The organism is Candidatus Sulfurimonas marisnigri, from assembly GCF_015265475.1.
In the GTDB taxonomy this organism is placed as follows: Bacteria; Campylobacterota; Campylobacteria; order Campylobacterales; family Sulfurimonadaceae; genus Sulfurimonas; species Sulfurimonas marisnigri.
This window is the reverse complement of record NZ_CP054493.1, coordinates 2,052,516-2,073,878: the sequence shown is the minus strand read 5'-3', so window position 1 is coordinate 2,073,878 and position 21,363 is coordinate 2,052,516. Positions and strand designations below refer to the sequence as shown.

The following is a 21,363-nucleotide window of genomic DNA, read 5'->3' as shown; positions in this document are numbered from 1 at the left end:
GTTAATTAAAATCTATAACTAATTTAAAAACACAAGGAATTATTATTTTATGTTAAATAATTTTAAAATAAAGAACATTATTATCGTTGTAGCAGGCTTGGTTCTTGGTATACTGCTTATCAGTGCTATTTTAAACCATTATACAATGCGTGACATAGAAACTAAGTCAAATGAACAGATAGAGATTGTTTTGCCAAATATCTATGATTTTTTAGAGCTGCAGTATAATATTATACAGATACAGCAGTGGTTGACAGATATTTCTGCTACTAGAGCCGCAGAGGGTTTTGATGATGGTTACTCTGAAGCATCTAAATATTTTAATAAAGCTAATAAAGCTATAGATAGATTGGTAGCAATGCATATGAAGATTAATGAAGAGGAGATGGCTAGTAATCTTAAAAACTTTAAACTGGATATGCAAAAATATTATGATGTTGGTTTAGAGATGGCAAACTCTTATGTAAAATATGGACCACAAGAAGGAAATAAGTTGATGTTAAAACTAGACCCATTTGCTGCAAAACTTTCTAAGCAACTTGAGGGATGGGTTGATGCATACAAAGATGAGACAATTGTTTCTGCAAAAAACTTAAATAAGAGTTTATCTGACTTTGAACTACAAAATATTTATACTTCAACTCTATTGATAATTGTGTTATTTATTGCTTTTGGTATTATAAACAAACTACTGAGTTCTATAAAAGGGGTAGATACATTTTTGGCTAAGGTTTCAAATATTGATTTTACTTTACAAGCAGGTTCTAAAAATGAGGTTACTCAGATTATTCAAAATATTTCCTTAGTTATGGACTCTTTTAAAGATTTTATAACAGAAGCAAAAAATTCTTCTACAGAAAATTCATCAATATCTCATGAACTATCAACAACATCTACTATAGTAGGTCAAAAAGTTGAAAATGTAATGCAGATAGTTGAACATGCGACTAAGAAGGCCAAAAACATAACGGATGAAATAGAAATATCCGTTAGCTATGCCAAAGAGAGTCTTCAAAATAGTATTAAAGCAAACGAGAATCTTACAGAAGCTACAAATGATATTATAAATTTAACATCAAGTGTTCAAGAAACAGCAAATGTTGAAGCTGACTTATCCACTAAGATAGACCAATTAAGCAGTGATGCAGAGCAGGTTAAAGATGTATTAAATGTCATTGGAGATATAGCAGACCAGACAAATCTATTGGCTTTAAATGCCGCAATTGAAGCGGCAAGGGCAGGTGAGCATGGACGCGGTTTTGCGGTTGTTGCTGATGAGGTTAGAAAACTAGCTGAGAGAACACAAAAAAGTCTTGTTGAGATACAGTCTAGTATTGGTATAATTGTGCAATCTATTTCTGATACAAGTCAGCAGATGAATATTAACTCTAAAAATATTCAGGCATTAGCAAATATATCTTCTGGAGTGGAAGTAAAAATAACTGAAACTTTAAATTTAATGCAAATAGCATCAGAAGCCACTGAGAAGACAGTTTCTGATTTCGAAGCTACTGGTGTTTCAGTGAATGATATTTCAACTGAGATAAGCAATGCTAATGATATAGTTGCCTCAAATGCACAGAGTGTTGAAGAGATAGCAGCAGCTGCCGAGCATTTAAACGGTTTGACCAAGCAATTGAATACTAAGATGGAAGAGTTTAAAGTATAAAATAATACAATCACAAAATTTAAGGAGTTTTAGTAATGTTAAATTATAAGTTAAGTATAAGTTTATTTATTTTAGTTTGTTCTGTATCACTAGTAGCAGAGACAGGGAGATTTCATGAAGATAAACAGATATCTGTTCATGAAAAACTTGATAAGTTTGCTCAGAATTATGAAAAAGAGATTTCAGTTGTTGGTAACCTTAGACGGATGGTTGCAGATGGTAAGGTGAGCGGTCAATTTAAATCCATGTATGCTGGATATTTTAGAGAAGGAGATAATCCTGATGAGTATGCAAGTGCAGTTGGTGGTATGCTTAAATACGAGCTTGCAGAATATAATGGATTTAATGCCGGTGCTGCTTTTACGACATCACAAGATCTTGATTATGCATCAGGGAAAGATGCTAAGCACAATTCTGAGCTATCATCAGATACTAATGAGTATACAGAACTAACAGAAGCTTATATAAACTATAGAAATGGAGATTTGAATATAAGAGCAGGTCTTCAAGTTCTCAATACTCCTTTGGCTGATAGTGATAATATTAGAATGATACAAAATACATTTGAAGCTTATACCGCTACATATTATATTGATAATTTTGAATTTTTTGCAGGAAATTTACTGAAATGGCAGGGTATAGATGCCGGACTACAACATGGCGAATGGATAAATGTTGGTGCTGACGGGGCATGGGTTGGCGGTATCACTTATACATATGATGTTCAAATAAATGCTTGGTACTATAATTTTATAGACTTAACTAATGCAATCTATTTTGATATTGCTTACACTTTTGATATCACTAAAGATTTTTCTATTGACACAGCAGCTCAATATCTAAATGAATCAGAGATTGGTGCTAGTGGTGTGGAAGCAGAAATATATGGTGCTGTAGCTGGGTTTTCAGTTAATAACATTGGCTTTGAGCTAGCATACAATAAATCAAATAAGAAAGTAGGTAAACATAGTCATTCTGGAACTGGCGGTGGAACACTGTTTACCAGTATGGACACTATGATACTTGATGAAATCGCTGATGACAGAGAAGCAAGAGCTATCTTATTAAGTGTTTCTCGTGATGTTGGAATATTACATTTTCTGTACGCATATGGAGATTTTAAAGGAAAAGAAAACTCTATTGGAGAAAAAGCGCATATTGTTGAGCATAATATTGGTTGTGAATATGAGTTTAAGGAAGGCTTATATATAGGCTCTATATATGTTGTCCAAAAAGACAAAGAAGATTCATCAAATGATTGGACTCGCTTGCAATTAATGATTGCTTACAACTTTTAAATTTAATCTACTATTAATATGATATTCGTTATCATTATAAAAATTAAATAGATTGAAGAAATTATGAAAAAACTAAGCGATTGCAAAAAAGCTTGTAAAGTAAAAATATTAAAGCTACATGCTGACTCAGAACTAAAGCAAAGATTCATCTCTTTTGGTATTATGAAAGAGGTCGTTGTTGAGGTTTTGGAACACTCCCCTGCAAAGAGCACTATAGAGATTAAAGTTGGCAAGATGAGAATAGCTCTTAGATCTAAAGAAGCTGAGTTAATAGAGGTAGAAGATATATGAAACCCCAAGCAAAAGTTTGTCCAATAACAGCAAGCCACATTAAAATAGCATTAGTAGGTCAGCCAAACGTCGGAAAGAGTATGCTGATTAATTCTATCTCGAATGCCCATCTACATGTAGGGAATTTTACAGGTGTAACGGTTGAAAAAAGAGAAGTTCTTTTTGATTATAAAGATTACCATTTTACTGTAGTTGATTTGCCAGGTACTTACGCTCTTAATGATTATACAATAGAAGAGAGGGTAACAAGCGAGTATTTGGCAAGAGAAGATTATGATGTAATTATAAATGTAGTTGATTCTACAAATTTAGAAAAAAACCTTCAACTTACTGCTGAGCTTATGAGTGTTGGTAAAAAAATGGTAATTGCACTTAATATGAGTGATGAAGCTGATAAAGAGGGGATAAAGATAGATGAAAAATATATGTCTCAACTTATTGGTATTAGCTGTGTAAAAGTCTCTGCTGTTACAAAGTATGGAATAGAAAATCTTATAGATTCAATTTTACAAGAGTATGAATCTGAGGGTATTGAGCAAAAACTTATTTTTAGTGAAGCCGTAGAAGAAGAAATCTCTCAAATTGTAAACTATCTCACAAGACATAAATATAAAGATGATAACTCATATAGAAATATAGCAATCAATCTTTTGAAAAATGACAAAGTAACTTATGCAAAACTCCATGATGACCCTATATGGACAGAGCTTCAGCCAATCCTTATAGAAGCATCACATCATATTGAACTTCACCATGATAGCGATGATATAAAAGAGGCTTTTGCTTCGGAATATGGTTCTTTTAATAGGGGAGTTATTGCTGAGGTTTTAAAAGAGGAAAAAATAGTTGAAAAAAGAACACTTACAGATAAGTTAGACAGCGTATTAATACATCCAAAGTTTGGTATTCCAATCTTTTTGTTTCTTATGTGGGGATTGTTTCAGCTTACGTTTGAGATAGGTTCAATTCCGATGGACTGGATAGATGCTTTCTTTGGATGGCTTGGAGATACAGTCGGCCCGACAATAGCTAATGACGATGTACGATCACTTATTGTAGACGGAATTATAGCCGGTGTTGGAGCAGTTGTTTTGTTTGTCCCAAATATTGTTATTCTTTTTATAGGTATTGCACTTCTTGAGGGAACAGGCTACATGTCGAGAGTCGCTTTCTTGCTTGATGGATTTTTTCATAAATTTGGTTTGCATGGGCAGTCGTTTATTCCTTTGGTAACTGGTTTTGGTTGTTCTATCCCAGCTTACATGTCAGCTAGAATTTTGAAAAATGACAGAGATAGACTGTTAACACTCTTTATAATCGGGTTTATGAGTTGCGGAGCAAGACTTCCAGTCTATGTTCTTTTCGCAGGTGCATTTTTCGGTCCTGAGATGGCTGGTAATATTTTGTTTCTAATTTATATCAGTGGTGCTATTATTGGACTTATAGCAGCAAAAGTACTAAAAATGACAGCATTTAAAGGGGCAAACGAACCATTTGTTATGGAAATGCCAAAGTACAGACTCCCATCTTTGAAGTTGATTTGGCATACTGTTGTGACAAAAACTTTGATGTATTTGAAAAAAGCAGGTACATATATAGCTGCAGCCTCTATGCTGATATGGTTTTTAAGTAACTATCCTCATAATTTGCTTCTAGAAGAGGAATATGGGGCTAAGGTAGAGAAGGCAGTAGGGGAAGATGAAAAATCAGTATTAAAAAATAAGTTATCCCAAGAGCTACTTGAGCAGAGCTATTTAGGAACTATAGGTAAATTTTCTGAACCAATTTTTGCACCACTTGGGTTTGATTGGAAAATGAGTGTAGCTCTTCAAACTGGGCTTGCAGCAAAAGAGGTGGTAGTCTCAACATTGGGAGTTTTATACTCTTTGGGTAGTGAAGTTGATGAAGATAATAGCTCTTTGATTACTGTAATATCTAAAAATATACCCTTTGCATCCGCCGTCGCTTTTATTGTAGTGATTATGATTTATTTGCCATGTTTAGCAGCATCAGTTGTATTTACTCGTGAAGCTGGAGGAATAAAATACTTTTTTTACCTTTTTGCATTCACATCAATAGTAGCGTATGGGCTTGCATTTGTTGCATTTAATGTGACATCTATGCTTTTTAGCTAAGTATTAGCTACTTATTAGTTCAAATCTGTTAAGATTCATTTATGAAAAAAATATTAATGATTGAAGATGACTTAGAACTTGCAGAGATACTTACAGAGTATCTTGAGCAGTTTGAGTTTGAGGTAGTAACTGAAGATGACCCATTTAAAGCCGTCAGTATATTAAAGCTAGAACCTTTTGATTTAGTTATTTTAGATTTATCACTTCCTGGTATGGACGGACTTGAAGTTTGTGAAGCAATTCGAGAGAGGCAGGATATCCCAATTATTATCTCGTCAGCTAGAAGTGATGTGACAGATAAGGTAAAGGCACTTGAACTCGGAGCTGACGATTACCTTCCAAAACCTTATGATCCTAGAGAACTAGAAGCTAGAATACACTCTGTTTTAAGACGTTATGAAGCAAAAAGTCAAGAAAAACAAGAATCAAAAAGTGACTTCAAATGCGATGTTTCATCTATGATGATTACATATAAAAATAGAAATATTGACTTGACAAATGCAGAGTTTGGAATTTTATCATATATGATTGCAAAGCAGGGACTTGTCGTTTCAAGAGAAGATCTGATTCATAATGTTAATGCTATCAATGAAGATTCATCAAATAAAAGTATAGACGTGATGGTAGGTAGAATTAGAAATAAGCTTGGGGACAAATCTCTTATAGAATCTGTAAGAGGCGTTGGTTATAAACTTCTCAAGTAAAAACTGCCTTTACATTGTGAAGGAGACAAAAATTGCGTAAACATACTGTTTTAATAACCGTACTGTTTGCACTTGTTGTTACTCTTCTAAGTGTAAGTGCTGTATTTTGGGAATTTTTTCAATTAAATAAGCAGCGGTACATAAATTATATTTTTTCAAAACACTCAACTATAACTCAAATCCTTCGTCAACATCAACAAAATCCTAATTCTGAAATTATGCTTGAAGCAAATCTGGCTGTATATAGTTTTGTTTTAGAAAAAGATGTTAAGAAAAGAAAATATATTACAAAAACAGCAAAAATTTTAAAGACAAAAGATTTTAAAAGTGTTGACGCTTCTTTAATGATGCTACAGGAGGGTCTCTACACTCAAAAAATTGTAACAGATTTAACTGCTAGTATGTTAGAGTTAAATAAAAAAATATACTTCTATATTCAGTCTCCATCAACTTCTGTGCTAATTCTTGATGAGGAACTCAAACCATATAAATATTACCCATTAGCATATGCTTACTCAATAATAATTCTTATAATATCTATATCGTTTGTTTTAATACTAATTAGATTAAGACCACTTATTAGACTTAGAAAAAAGATTGCACTCTATGGTGACGGAGATATGAATGTCTCTTTTAAAACAAAAGGCAAAGATGAAATAGCGTTAATATCAAACGAACTTGAAGCAACTAGAGGAAAAATTAATAATATATTAGAATCCAGAACTCTATTTTTGCGAAATATTATGCATGAGTTGAAAACTCCTATAGCAAAGGGAACTATTGCAACACAAATGCTTGAGTCTCAAAAACAAAGAGATAGATTCTCCTCAATTTTTGGAAGATTAGAGTCTTTAGTTACAGAGTTCGCTCTCATAGAAGAAGTTACAAGTATAGATGATAAGAGTGAATTTAAAGAGTACAGGTTGGTGGATATTATTGATGATGCTATTGATATGGCTATGATCGAAAGAAGTTCTGTTACAGTAACTATAGATGCTAAACATAAAATATATGCAAACTTCAGGCTGTATACAACAGCAATTAAAAACATGATAGACAATGGTATTAAATATTCTACTGATGCACATGTAAAAATTTTAATTATAAATAATGAGTTGTGTTTTGAGAGTAAAGGGGCGTGTATTGCTAACCCAATACAGTACTACATAGAACCATTCACAAAAGATAATCCATCTAAAAATAGTTTTGGACTAGGACTATATCTTGTTGATTCTATTTTGAAGGCACATGACCAAGTTTTAGCGCATGAATATGATAGTGGAATCAACCGTTTTATATTTGCATAAGTTTTTCTTTGTAAAATAAAACAATGGACAAATACATAAAATTTTCAGTAATTATTTTTTTATCAATATCTTTTTTTATTTTCGGATGGTTGAGTCATACAGCATATAAACCTGTTCACAAGATAGAGAAGCCATCTGTATTTGAAAAAATAAAAAAAACAAAACTTTTAAATGTTGTACTTTTAAATTCACCCTCAACTTACTATATTGGCCCTAATGAACCACAGGGGTTTGAATATGACCTTCTTAACTCATATGCAACAAGCTTGGGAGTTGAACTGAATATTACTACAGCTAATACTACTAAAGAGGCGATAGAGCTTAGTAGAAATCCAAATATACATATAACTTCAGCATCTTTGGCAAAAACAAAAATAAGAGAGAAAAACTTTAATTTTGGACCGTCATACTTTGAAGTACAAGAACAAGTTGTATGCTACAGGGGGATGTTGTGGGATGGTGTGTTTCCAAAAGATGTAGAGGATTTGGCAGGGCTTAGAATTATCGTGGGGGAAGACACCAGCTATAGTGAGACTATACAGAAACTTCAAGAAGATGGTTTTGATATTAACGCCAGTTATACATCCGAATTTTCTACAGAAGAACTCTTAGAAAAGGTAGCTTCAAATGAGATAGACTGCACAATTGCAGATTCAAACATCTATTCCTTGAATCAGAGATACTTCCCAAATATTGCACTTGCATTTGCTGTAAGCAACAGAGAGCAGTTGGCCTGGGTATTGGCTCCAAACTCCAAAGAACTTGAAGCTGATATGTACTCTTGGTTGAATGGCTTTGATCAAAGCGGTGAAATGGCACGACTGAAAGATCATTACTATAGTTTTGTTCAGTTTTTTGATTATTACAACACTAAAATGTTATATAAACGGATTAAATCAAGACTACCAAAGTATAGGAGCTATTTTAAGGAGTTTGGCAAAAAATATAATATACCTTGTTCAGTTTTAGCCGCGCAATCTTACCAAGAGTCACACTGGAATCCAAAAGCAAAAAGTTTTACAGGTGTAAGAGGTTTAATGATGTTAACTCTATCAACGGCAAAACAGCTGGGAGTTAAAAATAGACTAGATCCAAAAGAGAGTGTAAAAGGTGGGGCGAGACACTTAAACCAGATGATAAAAAATGTTCCACAAGGGGTTGAGGGAGAAGATCGTCTGAAATTTGCTTTAGCTGCTTACAATATTGGTATGGGACATGTAAAAGATGCTCAAATATTAGCTAAGATGATGGGTCTTAATCAAAATGTTTGGAATGACTTAAAAAAAGCATTGCCGCTGCTATCCCAAAAAAAGTATTATAAAAAACTAAAGCACGGCTATGCTAGGGGTAGTGAACCTGTTAAATATGTCGATTCCATATATGACTATAGAGGTATATTAGAAAATGTTATTGAATAATAAGCAACATTAACAGATACTGTTAGTATGTTTTAAGCATTCGTAAGATAAACTACCACTAAATTCCAAATCTTCCATAAAAGAGAAAATCATGATTAATTCAGATATGTCCATCAGTAGAAAGATACACATTCCATTAATAGCGGCCATTTTAATAGGCCTTGTAATAATAGTAGTAAATTATATTTTCTCTATTGATGAGATGAAGAGTGTTGTTTATGAGGAACAGGCTCAATCACTTAGAATAGATTATCAAGAGGCTATAGAGACAAAAGAGAGCGTTGGACTAACTAATGCTATAAATATATCTAAAAACTACAGTGTTGTAATGGCATTAAAATCTAATGACAGAAGCATAGCTATCAATGGATTAGCTTCTGTCTCTAAAGAGTTTAAAGAGAACACAAGCTATAAAAATATTAAAGTACATGTGCATGACGCTAATGTTTATAGTTTTTTAAGAGCATGGAAGCCTGAAAAATTTGGTGATGATTTAAGTTCATTTAGAAAAACAATTGTAAGTGTTAAAAGCACTAAGAAACCATTAGTAGCTATAGAGTTAGGTCGTGCAGGCTTAATCCTTCGTGGTATAGCACCAATTATTGATAATGAAAAATACTTGGGTTCAGTAGAATTTATGCAGGGATTGAATTCTATTATTAAAAGGGCAAAAAAAGTTAAAGGGTATGATATGGTTATTCTGATGAATAATGAATATCTCTCAACGGCTAAGTCTCTTGCTTCTGCCCCGAAAATTGGAAATTATACATTGGCAGTTAAAGATAGCGTTATAAATAAAGATTTTTTCAATGACCTGAAAAATATAAATATAAGTGATACGAAAAGTCATCAAATAACAGACAAGTATTTTATTGTATCTGAACCAATCAAAGACTTCTCAAACAACATTGTAGGTTATGCGGTAGTTGGAAACAATATATCAAAAGTTCAAGCGATTGTTTCAGAGTCTGAGAACTCATTAATCCGTCAAGTATATATTGTGGCAATACTAGATATATTTATTTTGCTGTTTTTGTTTATAATTATTAAAAAAGCTATTGTCAATCCAATACTACAACTTGACCGTGTAGCATCAGACTTAGCCGAAGGTGATGCAGATTTATCTAAAAGGTTACCTGTTGCAAATAATGATGAACTTGGAAAAGCAAGTGCAAGCCTGAATGTATTTTTTGATAAAGTTGAGGCTTTAGCTCACGAAGCACATGATGAAAAGCAAAAAGCTGAAGACTCAGCAAAAAAAGTTATTGCTAGTATGGAAAAAAATCACTTGACTTTAGCCCTTTCTGCAAGTATGCTTGATGGAGCATTGGACAATACCAATAATCTTCGTCAAAGCATGAAGGAAAATGTAGACAATGTAGACAAAGTAAACAGGCTTAATATAGAAACTGGTGTGGTTATAGGAAAGGTTACAGAATCTACAGATGAAATAACAAATTCTATATCAAATATTACTGAGATGATTAGTGAAACAAGGACCTCTTCTGAGCAGTTAAGTTCAAATGTTGAAGAGATATACAGCGTAATAACATTGATTAAAGATATTTCAGACCAGACAAACCTTCTCGCGTTAAATGCTGCGATAGAAGCAGCACGCGCAGGTGAGCATGGTAGAGGTTTTGCAGTTGTTGCTGATGAAGTAAGAAAACTGGCTGAGAGAACACAAAAAGCTACAAGTGAAGTTGAAGCAAATATAAGTGTTTTAAAACAAAACTCTATGAGTATGAGTGAGTACAGTGAGAAAATTGAAGAGCAGGCGATATCATCTCAAAGTAAATTGTCTGATTTTAAAGACATTTTATCTGAAATGGTTACTAATGTAGAAAAAATTAAAGCTGATAATAGCACTATAGGTCATGAACTTTTTGCTAATATGGTAAAGCTTGATCATATGACAATTAAAAATAATACTTATTCAGCTGCACTTGATAATAAGCAAAATAGTAACCTAGGTGACCATACAACTTGTTCAATGGGTAAATGGTATTTAGACGATGGCAAAAAACTATTTGGTAATACAGATTGCTTTAGAGAAATGGATACGCCTCATAAAAATATTCATATCAATTTAGGTAAGATTAATAATATGATAGGAGAAAATAAAGAGATTAATCTAGATGAGATTATGGGTTTATTTAAAGAGACAGAAAAATCATCTCATGAGCTATGGATGCTTTTGGATCGTATGGTAAAGACTAATTAAAAGAGGATGCTCTTAAAGAGCTTCTCCCTCTTTGCCATTGGCTAAGTCACTTAAAAATGTTTCCATATCATACTTAACTCTATATTCTGGAGTCATTATATGAATAAGAATATCCCCCAGGTCAATAACAATCCAGTCACCACTCTCATCAACATTGTTAAAAGTTTCTTCTTCTTTTAGACCGGTTTTAAGATGGTCAAGTAGAGCTGTTGTGTGTCTTGAACCGAGTGATGAAGCAATTATCGCATAATCCACAAAGTAGTTTTTCTCACGAAGATCAAAAACTTCAATACCCTCTGCTTTATTTGTATCTAGTACGGTTGTTATTCTTTCTATTCTGTTTTGCAATTGTTTTCCTTGTAGTATTTATATATCTCTTTTGCAATTGTTTTAGGTAGTTTTGATAGTTCTACATGCTCTCTAAGTCTTGTTGAAGAAATTTTTTTATCAACATCAAGTTTTAAAAAATTTGGCGAAATCTCTATACCGTCTCTTGGAGCAATTACAAAAGTAACTAGCTCTTTTAGCTCACTATATCTATGCCACTTGTTAAGTGAAAGCAGATTGTCAGCACCTATAACGAGGTATATTTTTTTATAACTCTTTAGTAGATATTTGACAGTTTCAATAGTTGGAACAGCTTTTGCCTGTTCCACTTCATAACTAGAAATTTCAACATTCTCATAATCACCAAATATATCTTTTAGCCACTTCAGTCTTAGAGATGAAGGAGCATAAAATTTAGATTTAAATGGATTTAAAAATGTTGGCATAACGATAATCTTCTCAACATCTTTGAAGTTTATCAAGGCCGTAACAATGGCCTCATGACCGATGTGTGGTGGGTCAAATGAGCCGCCAAAAAGTGCAATAGTTTCCATATTTAAAGCGAATTATAGCTAAGTTTAGATAAAATAACCGAATTTTTAATTTTTAATTATAGTGGGAAATTTAATGGCACTTAAAATAGCAATTAACGGCTTTGGTAGAATCGGTCGTTGTGTAGCTCGCATTGCAGCTGCCAGAGATGATATTGAAGTTGTAGCTATCAATGATTTGACAAGTATAGACATGATGCTTTATCTACTTGAAAACGATTCTGTTCACGGAACTTTTAGTTCTAAAGTAGAGCTAATAGATGATGAAAATATTACAATTGATGGAAAAAAAATTAGAGTTTTTTCTGAGCAAAATCCAAAAAAATTAAAGTTTGCTGAGTATGGTGCTGACATGGTTATTGAGTGTACTGGAGTTTTTTTAACTCAAGAATTTGCTCAGATTCATCTTGATAATGGAATTAAACAGGTGCTTTTTTCAGCTCCTTCAAAAGATACAGTAACTGCGACGTTTGTTATGGGTGTTAATGAAAAGTTATATGATGGGCAAAGAGTAGTCTCAAATGCTTCATGTACTACAAACTGTCTTGGTCCTGTTGCAAAAACTTTAGATGATGCTTTTGGAATTGAAAAAGGTCTTATGACAACTATTCACTCTTACACAAATGATCAAAATATTTTAGATGTAAAGCACTCAACAGATAAACGCAGGGCAAGAGCTGGGGCGATAAATATGATACCAACAACAACTGGTGCAGCAAAAGCTATTGGTTTGGTTCTTCCTAACCTTATTGGTAAGCTTCATGGTCAGAGTGTTCGTGTACCAACACCAGATGTATCAATGGTTGATCTTAATGTAGTGGTTAAAAAGAGAACCACAAGAGAAGAAGTTACTGCTGTATTTAATGAAATGGCAAACAGTTCATTAAAAGGTATTCTTTTGATGGATAAAGAGATGAGAGTATCTCAAGACATTGTTGGATGCCCATATAGTGCTATTGTTGCTGAAGATTTAACGCAAGTGATTGATGGTGATATGATTAAGATTATGGCTTGGTATGATAATGAGTGGGGATACTCCAATAGACTGATAGATATGGCTCTTCATATCTCAGCTAACTAACACGCGCAACGTGTATTTTAAAATTAAGGAACTTGTATGGAATTGTTAAATATTAAAAATTTAGATTTAGCTGGTAAAAAAGTTTTTATAAGATGTGATTTTAATGTCCCTATGGATGAGTTTGGAAATATCTCTGATGATAGAAGAATTCGTTCTGCTCTATCTACAATTAACTTTTGTCTGGACCAAAATTGTGCAGTAATTTTAGCATCTCATTTAGGTCGTCCAAAAGGTAAAGTAGTTGAAAAGTACTCATTAGTATCAGTTGCGAGAAGAGTCAAGCACCTACTAAAAAGGGAAGTTATTTTATCTAAAGATGTTGTTGGTTCAGATGCAATTGAAAAGGCGAAATCTCTAAAACCGTCAGAAGTTTTACTTTTGGAGAATCTTCGCTACGAGGCTGGTGAAACAGAGAATAATAAAGAATTATCAGAAAAACTTGCTTCAATGGCTGATTTTTATATAAATGATGCGTTTGGTGTAAGCCACCGTGCGCACTCTTCAGTCGAAGGAATTACCTGCTTTTTTGATGAAAAACATAAAGCAGCTGGGTTTTTACTTCAAAAAGAGATAGAGTTTTTTTCAAAGCTGATAGAAAAACCAGTACGTCCATTCGCTGCAATTATTGGTGGATCAAAAATTTCAGGGAAATTAGAGGCACTTACAAATTTGCTTACCAGAGTTGATAAAATAATTATTGGCGGAGGAATGGCATTTACATTTTTAAAACAAATGGGGTATGACATTGGTGCTTCACTTGTAGAAGATGACCTTCTTGAAGATGCTCAGCATATTATGGATGAGGCAAAAAGACTTGGTGTTAAGTTTTATCTGCCTGTTGATGTTGTTGCTGCCGAGAAATTTTCTGAAGATTCAATAAGCAAACTTGTTCCTGTTCAAGAGATTCCAAGTGGATGGATGGGGCTTGATATAGGACCCGCAACAGTTAGACTTTATAGAGAAGTTTTAAGTGATGTGCAAACTGTTTTATGGAATGGACCTATGGGTGTCTATGAGATGGATAAGTTCGCACGTGGCTCAAATAAAATAGCTCACTTTGTTGCAGACAGTTACGCTACCACTGTTGTTGGTGGAGGTGATACTGCAGATTTAGTTCAAAAAGTTGGTGTTGATGAAGAGATTAGTTTTATCTCAACTGGTGGTGGAGCTACTTTAGAGCTTCTTGAGGGTAAAATCTTGCCAGGTGTTGCACCATTAATCGTAAAATAGGGATAAAAGATGATAATAGCAGCAAACCTAAAGACAAACCTTACAAGAGCAAAAACAGCCCAATATATAAATGAAGTTGAGAACTTTTTAAATAAAAATGCTATCTCGCAAGAGGTTCTAGTTTTCCCTGCCCCATCTAGCCTAACTCTACATGTAGGAAAAGTAACCATTGGTGCGCAAAATGCTTATGCAGCCCAAAATGGTGCATTTACTGGTGAAATCGGTAATGAACAGTTAGAAGAGTTTAATATAAAAACTATTTTAATTGGTCATAGTGAGAGACGACATGTAATTGGTGAAACACAAGAGGAGATAGTTAAGAAATTTAATTTTTACAAAGAGTTGGGGTTTAAAATAGTTTACTGTATAGGTGAATCATTGCAAATTAGAGAAGCCGGCGATAAGGTTATGATGGAATACCTTTACTCACAGTTTGATGGAATTGATATAGAGTATGAAAATCTTATAGTAGCATATGAGCCGATATGGGCAATAGGTACAGGTGTTGTTCCAACATCTGAAGATATAGTATCTGTGCATTTAAAGTTAAAAGAGAAGTGTAAAGCTCCTCTTCTTTATGGCGGAAGTGTCAAAGTCTCAAATGCAAATGTACTTTTAGGGCTTGACGGTGTTGATGGAGTTTTAATTGGCGGTGCTGCGCTTATAGCAGATGATTTTTGTGCAATGGTTGAGTTCGCTCAACAAATAGAAAATAAATAACTAAGGATATATGGATGATAATGAAGGGTAAAAGAGGTCTTATTGTAGGACTTGCAAATAATAAATCTATAGCTTACGGTATAGCAAAATCTTGTGCAGCGCAGGGCGCTGAAATGGCGTTTACATACTTAAATGATGCACTTAAAAAGAGAGTTGTACCAATAGCTGCTGAGTTTGGAAGTGATAAAGTTTATGAGCTTGATGTTTCAAACGAAGAGCATATGGCAGGGATTGCAGAGCTAATAGAAAAAGATTTTGGAAAAATAGACTTTTTAGTTCACTCTGTGGCATTTGCTCCAAAAGAAGCACTTAGCGAGCCTTTTATTAAAACTACAAAACAAGCATTCCAAATTGCTATGGATATCTCTGTATACTCTTTAATAGACTTAACAAATCGTTTAGAATCAGTTTTAAGTGATGATGCTTCTATTTTAACTCTTTCATATCTTGGTGGACCAAAATATATAGTAAATTATAATGTAATGGGTGTCGCAAAAGCTGCACTTGAATCAACTGTAAGATATATGGCTGTAGATTTAGGTAAAAAAGGTCAAAGAGTAAATGCTATATCTGCTGGACCGATAAGAACACTGGCTGCCGCAGGTATTGGTGATTTTAAGCAAATTCTAAACTGGAATGAGACTAATTCACCACTAAAGAAAAATGTTACAATCGAGCAGGTTGGTAATTCTGCAATGTACCTTTTAAGTGATTTATCATCTGCAGTAACTGGTGAAATTCATTATGTTGATAGTGGATACAACGTTATGGGTATGGCAGCCGCTGAACAGACTGAAGATGGGAAAACGGTTCTTTCTTGGGATTTGAGAAAATAACTACATGTAGCCTCGATTATATTCGAGGCGGATAACCTGCAATTACTTTATATTTCCAATAACCGGTAAAGAGTTTATTTTTTTTATATGTGAACTGTTTGAACTATTATTATCATCATAAGACTTATTGTATATGGATGCTTTATCTATAAATTCTTGAATAGTGAAGTTTCTATCCTCATCTTTATTTATTTCTTTTATTTTCTCATCTTTTTCTATGGTCGGTGTCCACTCTTTTTCAACCCAACTGTCCATTGTGTTTTGCAAAAAACCTTTTTTAGTTTTTTCTTCTTTTCCTGCAAGAGTATTTAATGCTTTATTTTGAGACGGATTTGCTCCATCAACCTGACTACATCCATTTAAAAGTATTATTATGAGGATAATTAGTGTTATATTTTTCATTTTGCAAGTGTACTATAATAAGTTAAATATAATTTAATAATAATATCAACTTAATTTAAATATTCTCCCTGAATTATGACAAGTTATAATTCAGGGAGAATATATGAGATTAACAAAATTAAGTTTGATAACAGTAGTGCTAATAGGTTCAAGTGCGTTTGCAATTGAAAATACAAAAGTATCTGGTGATGTAAAGGTGCTATATGGAACAATGGATAGTGATGCTGGTACTTATTTAGGAAATGAGACATCATTGTTTGATGCAGAGGGTGCTTATGGTGATTTAGCAGTTGATTTGTCTTTAACTACAGATTTAACAAAGGGTGTTTCTGCCGGCGCAAAGGCTACTTATGTAACTACTTTAGGACTAGAACAAAACTTAGTTGATAACACATGGTCAAATGCTCATGGCATTACATCAAATTCTGGGTCAAGTTTTGGTAATCCACCAACAAGTGGTCTTCAACTTGATGATACATTCTTTATAGGTGAATTATGGGTTGCAGGAACAGCATTTGACACTACAATAAAAGTTGGTCGCCAAGCATTAGATACTCCGTTGGCATTTACAGAGACATGGGGAATTGATGCAAATACTTTTGAAGCAGTAGTATTAATAAACCAAAGTATCCCTGACACTACATTAGTAGCTACTTATGTTGGAAAATCAAATGGTTCAGCAGATGATCTAGCGACATTAAGTTTATCTGGCTCAACATATGTATCTGGAAGTTTAAACAATATTTCTGGTGCACAGGCTGGTTATGTATCTCAAGGTGGAAAATTTAACACTTTCGGAACAGACGGCGTTTATGTTGCTGGTGTAGTAAATAACTCATTCAAGCCTCTTACAATGCAAGCTTGGTACTATTCTCTTCAGCAAATGGCAACTGCTTATTGGCTTCAAGCTGATATTAAATGTTCTCTGGTTCCAGGTTTACTAATTGGGGCACAATTTACAGAAATTGATGCTGATAAATTAATCTCTGGAGTAGACAAAGACAAAGCATACTCTGTTATGTTAGGCTATGAAGCTAAAGATGTTGTAGCTGTTAAGCTTGCTTACTCTTCTGTTGATGATGAAGGTACTATTGGTGTTGCTAATGTTTCAACTGGTAATGGCGCGGCTGCTTCTAGAAATGGTTCTGGTGCTCAAACTAAACTATATACAGAGATGTGGTGGACAAGTGGCTCAGTTTCACAGATTGGTGCAGACTCTTACTCTCTAACTGCTGAAACAACTTTGGCTGGGATTGATTTATTTGCTGGTTACTATATGGCAGATATAAAAGTTGCTTCAGGTTCAACAATTAATGCAAATTCGGATAAAGAAGTAACCGAGATAGCTCTTACTGCTTCTAAATCTTTTGGACCACTTGACACTTCTTTAGCACTTATCTTTGATAATGTTCAAGACAACGTTGCTGTTACAGATACGGATACAACGCATTTACAAGTTTACTTAACATATAACTTCTAGTAATTTCTATTTCTTCAGTCCATCTTCTCTTTCCTCTTCCTTTTGGGAAGGTGGACGCCATTTAAACATAATTTCTTATTTTTTTCATGCTAAATTCACACAAAATCTTTATACTAACAACTGATTAAAAATTAATCAATTTATTGTCATTATAGTGTTCAATAGCTGTTATAATTTTCCTATCAAAACAATCAAAGGAAATAAAATGAAATTAATCAAACTTAGTTTAGCAGCAGCTTTAGTTGCAACAATGGCGTTCGCAGAGGAAGCAACTTCAGAAATTGAAATAAGTGCTAATGTGGCAATGACAAGTAATTATATTTGGAGAGGTTATTCTCAAACTGCTAATACTACAGCAATTCAAGGTGGATTTGATGCGTCTTATAAAGGTTTTTATATAGGTACTTGGGGTTCAAATGTTAGTGATGAAGTATATAGCGGTGCTACAATGGAATTAGATCTGTATGCTGGATATGCAGGTGAACTTGGAAAGTTAAGTTACGATGTAGGTGTATTAGAATTTACTTATAATGGTAATTCTGACAATAACTTTGCAGAGGCACACCTTACTTTAGGATATGATTTTGATGTAGTTGCTCTTAGCGGAACATACTATTTAGCTATTGATGGCACAAATAAAGCAGATTCTAATACTTGGGAAGCTGGTATATCAGTTCCACTTCCAATGGATATCTCTTTAGATGCAACTTATGGTGATTATATGGACTATGGTACTTACGCTTTAGTTGGTTTAACTAAGTCGTTTGGAAAGTTTGATATAAATGTTATGTATGCTGAGTATAATGATGACTTTGACAGTACTGCTGATGAAGATAATGTTGTAGTAACAGTAGGTACTAGTTTCTAGTATACCATGCTCAAGCTAGCTTGGGTATGTTTTTTTATTCTCCTACACATCCACTATCCTTTTCCTGTTTTTAGGATGGTGGATATTTAAATTATACTTTGGCTATAATTCTTCACATGTATGCACTAATCAAAAAACTTTTTTATATAATATTTATGTTACTTATTATTTCTGTTATCTCATTTTTGGCAATTCATGCAGCACCAAATAGTTTTTTTGCTGCGGGTGAACTAAATCCAAATATGACCCAAGATGCAATAGCTGTATTGAAAGCTGTTTATGGACTTGATAAACCTTTACATGTACAATATATTGATTGGGTAATCAATATATTCAGTCTTAATTTTGGAATCTCTTTTGTGTCTGGGCAAGACGTGAGTGCAGAGATACTTAAACGACTTCCAGTTACTATGATTATGAATATTACGGCACTTGTTGCAGTATTTGTAATATCACTATACTTGGGAATTAAATCGGCTTTAAATTATGAAAAAAAGATGGATTATTTAATTAGGCAGATTTCGTTGGTTTCATTTTCTATGCCATCATTTTATTTAGCACTTCTTTTCATAATATTTTTCTCTTTGAAGTTAGATATGTTCCCTATATCAGGACTTCACTCAATAGAACCAAAATTAGGTGCTTATTACTATCTTGATATGGCTTGGCATTTAGTTTTACCGGTTGGTGTTATGATATTTGTTGGATTAGGAAGTATGATTATATATGTCCGCTCACTTACTTTGGAGATATTAAAAAGTGATTACTACTACTTCGCACTCTCTCGCGGGTTAAACAAAAAAGAGCTGCTTCGCTACTATATACTTCCAAACTTGCTCCCTCCTATTATCACACTCTTAGGACTTTCTCTACCTGGACTAATAGGCGGTAGTGTTATTTTAGAATCAATCTTTGGCATAGAAGGTATGGGACAGTTATTTTTTATGAGTGCTCTGAGTAGGGACTATCCGATAATTATGGGTACTTTGATGATAACAGCATTTTTAACACTGTTAGGAAATATGATTGCAGATTTGTTGTTATTAAAGTTGAACCCATATATGAAAAGAGGATAAAATAAAATTTTAGAGTGAAAAACTCTGCCTCTAAAAGAGGCAAGCTTCAGTGGCCAGAGCTGCCAAAGCGAAGTAAAAGGGACGAGTTCCGTTTTTATGGACTAACTAATTAAACAATGCCTCTAGTGCATCAACGCCATCTTTTGCTTCTTCAATTGTTCCATCTTCACTAGTGGTACTGCCATTCTCAACTAGTTCGATATTTAGTCCACTTAACATAGATGCTAAACGGATATTTATGCCGCTTTTGCCGATAGCCTTTGACTTTTGATCTGATGGAAGTGTTATGATTGCTTTCTCGGCTTCACCTTTTTCATTTTTAATTATCTCAACAGTAGAGATAATTGCAGGAGCCATAATTCTTGAAATGAAAAGCTCAGGTATTGACGTGTACTCAATACAGTCAATATTTTCACCAAAAAGCTCAGCACTTACAGCATTGATACGGACACCCTTTACACCGACAGTTGCTCCAACGGCATCAACTTGAGGGTGAGTACTTAAAAGTGCAACCTTAGCTCTCTCACCAGGAATTCTTGCACTGCCTTCTACAATAACAGCACCATCAGCAATTTCAGGAACTTCCAATGCCAACAATTCTTCTAGAAATTTAGGAGATGTACGTGATAGCTCTATCTGTATACCATTCTCTTTATCCATGTTTACGCGACGTACTACAGCTTTCATATGTTCGCCTACTTTAAACAGTTCACCTTTTATACGACTTTTCATTGGAAGAATTGCACGAACTTCATCAACATCTATATAAGTAGCATTTTGAGAATCAACTCTTGTTACACGACCTGTTACAAGTGTGCCAATTTTAGATTTATACTTATTGAACATCTCATCTTCAACTAGTCTTTGGATGTGGTACTCTATTTCGCGGTGAAGTTGAGATGCAGCAGTTCTGCCATACTCTTCTAGGTCATGTGGAATTTGAAGCTGATCATCAAGCTCTACCTGATCATCATATTCTCTTGCTTCTGATATAGAGATATAAGCAGGAGCTATCTCTTCATCTTGAAGTCTATTATCATCATCCGCAACAACGGTAATAGTTTGAATAATATCAAGTTTTTTTGTTTCATTATTAATTACTGCTTCAAAAGCAAATTTATTATCAATTACTCTTTTCGCAGTTTGAATAAATGCTGTTTTTAACGCCTCTGTTACTCTTTCAGGTTCAAGACCTTTTTCATGAGCAATTGCATCAATAATATCTAGAATTCTTTCCATTAATATCCCTTAATTTTATTTAATAAAATGAAGTAAACCTTCATCTAATTAGTTGATAAAGAAACCAAGTCTCTTTAAGATAGCCTTTTAAAGGCAAATTTTATGATTTACTCATAAAAAACAGTGCTAAAAGTTTGTGAGATTTCTTATGAAGTATAAAATTATACCCAAATTTGATAAAATCATCTTTAATAGAGTTTTTAGTAGATTTTGTATATAATGCAAGACTTTTACAATATTAAAATATTAAGGATTATATTATGGATTTAAAATTTGCAAGAACTGATGTTGCATCAAAACCAAAGAAAGTTGATTTGGCTAAATTAGAAGCTAGCGTTGAAAAAGATGACAGTGTTATTTTCTATTTTGACAAAGAGAACTCTCATAAAGATTTACTAGAACTTCAAGACTATTTTGAAGAAAAAGGCAAAAGTTTTTATATGAGTGAAGTTAAATATGGTCTTGCAGACAGTGAGTACATGTACCAAGTTCATATTATAAAATAAA

General features: G+C 33.6%; 20 protein-coding genes. 16 read left to right on the top strand and 4 right to left on the bottom strand.

The genetic code is table 11. The features are described from left to right. Nucleotides 1–49: 49 nt before the first annotated feature. From HUE87_RS10475 to HUE87_RS10440, 8 genes are all read left to right on the top strand, one after another. Nucleotides 50–1,669 (top strand): methyl-accepting chemotaxis protein, encoded by a 1,620-nt coding sequence (locus HUE87_RS10475; protein WP_194366337.1) that lies wholly within the window; start codon nucleotides 50–52, stop codon nucleotides 1,667–1,669. A 35-nt stretch (nucleotides 1,670–1,704) separates the two neighbouring features. Beyond that, a complete protein-coding gene (locus HUE87_RS10470) occupies nucleotides 1,705–2,967 on the top strand; it encodes an OprD family porin (protein ID WP_194366336.1) in 1,263 nt (420 codons plus the stop codon). A gap of 63 nt (nucleotides 2,968–3,030) precedes the next feature. Beyond that, complete coding sequence (locus tag HUE87_RS10465) at nucleotides 3,031–3,258, top strand: FeoA family protein (protein WP_194366335.1); 228 nt, start codon at nucleotides 3,031–3,033, stop codon at nucleotides 3,256–3,258. After that, a complete protein-coding gene (gene feoB, locus HUE87_RS10460) occupies nucleotides 3,255–5,393 on the top strand; it encodes a ferrous iron transport protein B (RefSeq protein WP_194366334.1) in 2,139 nt (712 codons plus the stop codon). Before HUE87_RS10465 ends, feoB begins: the two co-directional genes overlap by 4 nt. A 41-nt stretch (nucleotides 5,394–5,434) precedes the next feature. Further along, nucleotides 5,435–6,097: a response regulator transcription factor gene (locus HUE87_RS10455; RefSeq protein WP_194366333.1), complete on the top strand. Its 663-nt coding sequence runs from the start codon at nucleotides 5,435–5,437 to the stop codon at nucleotides 6,095–6,097. Nucleotides 6,098–6,129: 32 nt separating this feature from the next. Beyond that, nucleotides 6,130–7,404 carry an ArsS family sensor histidine kinase gene (locus HUE87_RS10450; protein WP_194366332.1) on the top strand — a complete coding sequence of 425 codons (1,275 nt, stop codon included), beginning with the start codon at nucleotides 6,130–6,132 and terminating at the stop codon, nucleotides 7,402–7,404. 23 nt (nucleotides 7,405–7,427) lie between these two features. Continuing rightward, entirely contained in the window at nucleotides 7,428–8,822 is a 1,395-nt protein-coding gene (gene mltF, locus HUE87_RS10445; RefSeq protein WP_194366331.1) for a membrane-bound lytic murein transglycosylase MltF, read from the top strand. Between the two features lie 91 nt (nucleotides 8,823–8,913). Next, nucleotides 8,914–11,046 carry a methyl-accepting chemotaxis protein gene (locus HUE87_RS10440; RefSeq protein WP_194366330.1) on the top strand — a complete coding sequence of 711 codons (2,133 nt, stop codon included), beginning with the start codon at nucleotides 8,914–8,916 and terminating at the stop codon, nucleotides 11,044–11,046. 12 nt (nucleotides 11,047–11,058) lie between these two features. On the opposite strand, the gene rsfS is transcribed toward HUE87_RS10440, so the two are convergent. Beyond that, nucleotides 11,059–11,394, bottom strand: coding sequence for a ribosome silencing factor (rsfS, locus tag HUE87_RS10435; protein ID WP_194366329.1), 336 nt, complete (start codon nucleotides 11,392–11,394; stop codon nucleotides 11,059–11,061). Continuing rightward, nucleotides 11,379–11,927: a nicotinate (nicotinamide) nucleotide adenylyltransferase gene (gene nadD / locus HUE87_RS10430; protein WP_194366328.1), complete on the bottom strand. Its 549-nt coding sequence runs from the start codon at nucleotides 11,925–11,927 to the stop codon at nucleotides 11,379–11,381. Before nadD ends, rsfS begins: the two co-directional genes overlap by 16 nt. Nucleotides 11,928–12,000: 73 nt before the next feature. Between nadD and gap the strand changes: the two genes are divergently transcribed. From gap to fabI, 4 genes are read left to right on the top strand one after another with little or no spacing between them, the layout of a single operon-like run. Beyond that, complete coding sequence (gap, locus tag HUE87_RS10425; protein ID WP_194366327.1) at nucleotides 12,001–13,005, top strand: type I glyceraldehyde-3-phosphate dehydrogenase; 1,005 nt, start codon at nucleotides 12,001–12,003, stop codon at nucleotides 13,003–13,005. Between the two features lie 36 nt (nucleotides 13,006–13,041). Continuing rightward, complete coding sequence (locus tag HUE87_RS10420) at nucleotides 13,042–14,235, top strand: phosphoglycerate kinase (protein ID WP_194366326.1); 1,194 nt, start codon at nucleotides 13,042–13,044, stop codon at nucleotides 14,233–14,235. Nucleotides 14,236–14,244: 9 nt separating this feature from the next. Continuing rightward, nucleotides 14,245–14,955, top strand: coding sequence for a triose-phosphate isomerase (locus HUE87_RS10415; protein ID WP_194366325.1), 711 nt, complete (start codon nucleotides 14,245–14,247; stop codon nucleotides 14,953–14,955). A gap of 14 nt (nucleotides 14,956–14,969) precedes the next feature. Next, nucleotides 14,970–15,791, top strand: coding sequence for an enoyl-ACP reductase FabI (gene fabI, locus HUE87_RS10410; RefSeq protein WP_194366324.1), 822 nt, complete (start codon nucleotides 14,970–14,972; stop codon nucleotides 15,789–15,791). A gap of 42 nt (nucleotides 15,792–15,833) precedes the next feature. On the opposite strand, the gene HUE87_RS10405 is transcribed toward fabI, so the two are convergent. Then, entirely contained in the window at nucleotides 15,834–16,193 is a 360-nt protein-coding gene (locus HUE87_RS10405) for a hypothetical protein (protein ID WP_194366323.1), read from the bottom strand. A 103-nt stretch (nucleotides 16,194–16,296) separates the two neighbouring features. On the opposite strand from HUE87_RS10405, the gene HUE87_RS10400 reads away from it, so the two are divergent. The 3 genes from HUE87_RS10400 (at nucleotide 16,297) to HUE87_RS10390 (ending at nucleotide 19,617) form a co-directional block, all read left to right on the top strand. Then, on the top strand, nucleotides 16,297–17,673 hold the full coding sequence (locus tag HUE87_RS10400) for a hypothetical protein (RefSeq protein ID WP_194366322.1): 1,377 nt from the start codon (nucleotides 16,297–16,299) through the stop codon (nucleotides 17,671–17,673). 205 nt (nucleotides 17,674–17,878) lie between these two features. Further along, nucleotides 17,879–18,541: a TorF family putative porin gene (locus HUE87_RS10395; RefSeq protein WP_194366321.1), complete on the top strand. Its 663-nt coding sequence runs from the start codon at nucleotides 17,879–17,881 to the stop codon at nucleotides 18,539–18,541. Between the two features lie 116 nt (nucleotides 18,542–18,657). After that, the gene (locus HUE87_RS10390; protein ID WP_194366320.1) at nucleotides 18,658–19,617 is read left to right on the top strand and encodes an ABC transporter permease; all 960 of its coding nucleotides are present in this window, start codon (nucleotides 18,658–18,660) and stop codon (nucleotides 19,615–19,617) included. Nucleotides 19,618–19,722: 105 nt separating this feature from the next. Here HUE87_RS10390 and nusA read toward each other — a convergent pair whose 3' ends face one another. After that, entirely contained in the window at nucleotides 19,723–20,856 is a 1,134-nt protein-coding gene (gene nusA, locus HUE87_RS10385; RefSeq protein ID WP_194366319.1) for a transcription termination factor NusA, read from the bottom strand. Nucleotides 20,857–21,116: 260 nt separating this feature from the next. Between nusA and HUE87_RS10380 the strand changes: the two genes are divergently transcribed. Beyond that, nucleotides 21,117–21,362, top strand: a complete 246-nt coding sequence (locus HUE87_RS10380; protein WP_194366318.1) for an HP0268 family nuclease — start codon at nucleotides 21,117–21,119, stop codon at nucleotides 21,360–21,362. Nucleotide 21,363: the final 1 nt, after the last annotated feature.